Genomic DNA, 4,957 nt, shown 5'->3' on the forward strand with positions numbered 1-4,957 from the left:
GGCCAAGATCAACTACGAGGGCCAACTGGCGCTCTCCTGGCAGACGTTCTGGTTCGGCCCGTTCCTGGTCGGCGGTGAACTGGGTTCGCCGGGCGAGGTGAGCAGCGCGTTGCCGGCGATGCTGCAAACGCTCCGGCCGCTCTGGCGGGATCGCGCCTGTGATTTCCTGGCCGACAGCGGCTCCAGCAGCGCCGAGCATCTGCAAGCCATCGAGCAGGCCGGCTTCACGCATTGGAGCGTCAGCTACAACAAATGGACCACCGGGCCGGAGCGCACCGCCGCCGCGCTGCCGGAAAACTGCTGGAGCACCGCCGCCAAGACGCGCTGGCGCGACGGGGTGGAAGTGACTGAGCAGTACGCCGGCATCCGGCACACCGTGGCCGGCAGCGACTTCACGTTCCCGCTGGCTGTGGCCCGGTGGAAGAAGGACGACCAGATGTTCTGGCGTTACGCCTTTGTGGCGCACGACCCGCGCCGGACCGACGCGGGGGCGGTGATGGCGCGGCATCGGTTGAAAGGCGCCAGGGAACAACTCTTCAAGGAAGTGCTGCGGGGGCTGGACCTGCACCATCCGCCCTGCGCCAGCCTGGTGGCCAACCGGATGTTCTACGCCATTGCGGCGCTGGCCTACAACCTGATGAAAGCCGTGCAGCTGCTTTGCCTGCCCGACGAGTGCCAGGGCTGGACCGTGCCCACGCTGCTCAAACAGAGGGTGCGGCTGCCGGCGACGTTGGTGCGGCATGGGCGGCGGCTGGTGACGCGGGTGGAAGTGGCGGTCAGCTGGCTGGGCTGGTGGCACCAGTGGCAAGCGCGCTGGTGGCGGGCCGTGGCGGCGGAAGCGGCGGTGCCCTCCGGCTAAACTGGAGCCACGGCACGAACCCCGCACGCGCCGACCGCCCCTGGCGGCCAGGGCGGAGCATGCCCGCATCTGGGAAAAAAACCACCCTGGCCCGGCCCTGCGGCCCTTCCGGCGCCCGGACGACCCCTCCCCGATGGGCCCCAGAGCCCTCCCAGATCACGTTTAGAGACTCCTCCGATTCGAAACCACACTTTGCACCCCCGCCCCAATTGCTGGCTAAGGATTCAGGGCCCCCACCCACCGCCCCCGAAAGCATTGCCAAAACCGCCCCTGCCCCGCCATCCTGCACACCGCAAACCACAACCGACCTCAACCACAAAACCCAAAAACCATGAAAACCCATTCATTCAGCCCTGGCACTCTCCTCGCAGCCCTCACCCTCGCCCTCAGCGCCCCGGTCGCTCAAACCGCCCAGCCACCCTTCAACGGCATCGGCGTCCATATCGGGAATCTGTACCAGCTCTCCCCCGCCCGATCCCGGTCCATCAGCCCGGAAAACTTCACCGGCGAAAAAGGTAAGGGCGGCATGGCCGTCGACGGCCCCGCCAAAAACGCCGCCCGCGACCTCGGCCCCGGCTGGAAAATCTCGCCCTTCGTCCGCATCGCACCCGATACCACCTTCACCCTCGCCGACATCCAGGGACCCGGCTGCATCCAACACATCTGGATCACACCCGCCCCCCTCGACCGAACCCGCTTCATGATCCTGCGCTTCTACTGGGACGACGAAACCCAGCCATCGGTTGAGGTGCCGCTGGGCGACTTCTTCGCCTGCGGCTGGGCCCGCTACTGCCAGATCAATTCCCTCGCCGTCTGCGTCAACCCCGGCAGCGCCTTCAACTGCTACTGGCCCATGCCCTTCCGCAAACGCGCCCGCGTCACCCTCGAAAACCTCAACGACGGCCCCATCACCATCTACTACCAGATCGATTACATCCTCACCGACGTCCCCGACGACGCCGCCTACTTCCACGCCCAATTCCGCCGCGAAGACCCCCTCCGCGAACCCGGCCTCTACACCATCCTCGACGGCGTCGAGGGCCGCGGCCACTACGTCGGCACCTACCTCGCCTGGGAAGTCCACAGCACCGGCTGGTGGGGCGAGGGCGAAATCAAATTCTACCTCGACGGCGACAGGGACTTCCCCACCATCTGTGGCACCGGCACCGAAGACTACTTCTGCGGCTCCTACAACTTCGACACCGTCGGCCCCGACGGCAAACACCGCTACACCGAATTCTCAGGCCCCTACACCGGCCTGCCCCACGTCATCCGACCCGACGGCCTCTACGACTCCCAACAACGGTTCGGCCTGTACCGATGGCACATTCCCGACCCCATCCGCTTCGAAAAAGACATCCGCGTCACCATCCAGGCCCTCGGCTGGCGTTCCGGCGGACGATACCTCAAGCTCCGCGACGACATCGCCTCCGTCGCCTATTGGTACCAGACCGAACCCCACAAACCCTTCCCCAAACTCCTCTCCCGCGACGAACTGGAACTCAAGTAAACCGCGGCACACCCCGGGCACAACCCCTCAACCTCCCCACACAAGCGGCGGCGCCGCCAGCGCCTCCCGATACACCGCCTCATATTCCCCGGCCGTCCGACCCCAGCCGAAATCCATCCGCATCCCGTTCACCCGATACCGATGCAACAACGCCGGATGCTCATACAACACCAGCGCCTTCCGAATCGCATGCGCCAGCGCACCCGCACTGTACTCGTGAAACTTGATCCCGTTGGCCCGCTCCACCGACTCCCGCGCGTCCACCACCGTGTCATCCAACCCACCCACCGCACGCACAATCGGAACCGTCCCATACCGCAAACTGTACATCTGGTTCAATCCACACGGCTCAAACCGCGACGGCATCAAATAAAAATCACTCCCCGCCTCGATCCGATGCGCCAGCCCCACATCAAATCCAAACCGCACACCCACCTTCCCCGGATACCGGGCCCGCAACCCCTCCAGAGCCTCCACATACCGCGCCTCCCCGCTCCCCAACAACACAAACCGCATCCGCGCCGCCAGCATCTCGTGCAACGCCGGCAGCAAAATGTCCAAACCCTTCTGCTCCGCCAGCCGCGTCACCATCCCAAACAACGGCACGTCCACCTCCTCCGGCAGCCCCAACTCCCGCAACAACCCCGCCTTCACCACCGTCTTGCCCCGCAGGTCCCGAACCGAATACGACGCCGGCAAATGCGGATTGTTCTCCGTGTTCCATTCCTCATAGTCCACCCCGTTCAAAATCCCCCGCAACTGCCCCTGACGCCGCCGCAACAACCACGCCAACCCCTCACCGAATTCCTCCGTCAGAATCTCACGCGCATACCGCGGGCTCACCGTCGTCAGCCGGTCCGCCGTCGCAATCCCCGCCTTCAAACAGTTCAACTGCCCGTACGCCTCCGCACAGTCCGGATGAAAATACGTCCACGGCAGATTCGTCAGCCCGTACGTCCAGGCCGGAAAATAACCCTGATAGGCCAGATTATGAATCGTCAGACACGTGCGTGGCGCGTCCATCCAGCCCCCGGCCCGCCGCTCATGCTGCACCATCAACGCCACCAGCGCCGTCTGCCAGTCATGCACATGCACCACCTCCGGCCGCCACGGCAGATACCGCGCCAGATGCACCACGCACTTCGAGAAAAAAATGAAACGTTCCCCGTTGTCCGCGTAGTCCCGCCCGTTCTCGTTGTACAATCCCGTCCGATCAAAATACCCGTCGTGCCCGATGAAATAGACCGTCAGCCGCGGCTCCGGCTCGTGCACCCACAACGCCGCGTCCACACGCCGATCCCCCAACGGCAGGTCAAACCGCCAGTCCATCCGACGCAACTCCGGAAACCGCTCCCGAACCCCGCGAAACAACGGCTTCACCACCCCCACCTGATGCCCCGCCCGCGCCAGCGCACGGCCCAGCGCACCCGTCATGTCCGCCAGACCCCCCGTCTTCGAATACGGGTGCACCTCACTGCTGGCCAGCAACACCCGCAACTTCAGACCCCCACCCAACTGCCCGCTCCCACTCACGGCGTGATCCGCTCCTCCCCGTAATACGGCCGCAACGCCTCCGGCACCACCACGCTCCCGTCCGCCTCCTGATACGTCTCCACCAGCGCCACATACAAACGCGCCAGCGCCGTGCCGCTCCCGTTCAACACATGCGGATGCCGGTTCACCCCCTGCCCGTCCTTGTACCGCAACCGCATCCGACGCGCCTGAAACTCCTCGCAGTTCGACACGCTCGAAACCTCCAAATACGACCCCTGCCCCGGCGCCCACACCTCCAAATCGTACGTCTTCGCACTCGCAAACCCCATGTCCCCCGTGCACAACAACACCACCCGATAATGCAACCCCAGCAGCTGCAACACCCGCTCCGCATGCCGCACCATCGCCTCATGCGCCTCATACCCCTCCTCCGGCCGCACCACCTGGATCAATTCCACCTTGTCAAACTGATGCATCCGAATCAGCCCGCGCGTACCCACACCCGCCGCGCCGGCCTCCCCGCGAAAACACGGCGTGTACGCACAATACCGAATCGGCAAATCCGCCTCCCGCAACAACTCCTCCCGATGCAAATTCGCCACCACCGTCTCCGCCGTCGGGATCAAATACAGTCGACCCAGATTCGCAGGATCATCCCCCTCCGCCACCCCGTAGTACTGGTCCTTGAACTTCGGAAACTGACCCACACCCTCCAAACACGCCGGCCCCACCATCAACGGGGGCCACACCTCCGTGTACCCATGCTCCCGCGTGTGCAAATCCAACATGAACTGGATCAACGCACGCTCCAACCGCGCCCCGCGCCCCCGATACAACGCAAACCCGCTGCCCGACACCTTCGCCGCCCGCGCAAAATCCACCAGGCCCAACCGCTCACACAACTCCACATGCGTCCTCGGCTCAAACCCGAACCGCCGCGCCTCCCCATGCACCCGCACCACCACGTTGTCCGCCGCCGAACGACCCACCGGCACACTCGCATGCGGTAAATTCGGCATCCGCAACATCAAACCCTCCCGCGCCGCCTCCACCTCCCCCACCTCCCGGTCCAGCTCCGCAATCCGATCCCCCAC

4 protein-coding genes are annotated in these 4,957 nt (G+C 64.9%); 2 read left to right on the plus strand and 2 right to left on the minus strand.

The genetic code is table 11. The annotated features are described in order from the left end of the window. The coding region (locus tag G4L39_RS06940; RefSeq protein ID WP_165106975.1) for a transposase at positions 1-859 on the plus strand (859 nt) is incomplete at its 5' end. 331 nt (positions 860-1,190) lie between these two features. Continuing rightward, entirely contained in the window at positions 1,191-2,369 is a 1,179-nt protein-coding gene (locus G4L39_RS06945) for a glycoside hydrolase family 172 protein (RefSeq protein WP_165106977.1), read from the plus strand. Between the two features lie 27 nt (positions 2,370-2,396). Here the strand turns inward: G4L39_RS06945 and glgA are convergent, their stop codons facing one another. Beyond that, positions 2,397-3,902 carry a glycogen synthase GlgA gene (glgA, locus tag G4L39_RS06950; RefSeq protein ID WP_165106978.1) on the minus strand — a complete coding sequence of 502 codons (1,506 nt, stop codon included), beginning with the start codon at positions 3,900-3,902 and terminating at the stop codon, positions 2,397-2,399. After that, positions 3,899-4,957 (minus strand): serine--tRNA ligase (serS, locus tag G4L39_RS06955; RefSeq protein WP_240893854.1); only part of this gene is annotated, 1,059 nt, incomplete at its 5' end. The genes serS and glgA, both read right to left, overlap by 4 nt.

Source organism: Limisphaera ngatamarikiensis, from assembly GCF_011044775.1.
GTDB classification, from domain to species: Bacteria; Verrucomicrobiota; Verrucomicrobiia; order Limisphaerales; family Limisphaeraceae; genus Limisphaera; species Limisphaera ngatamarikiensis.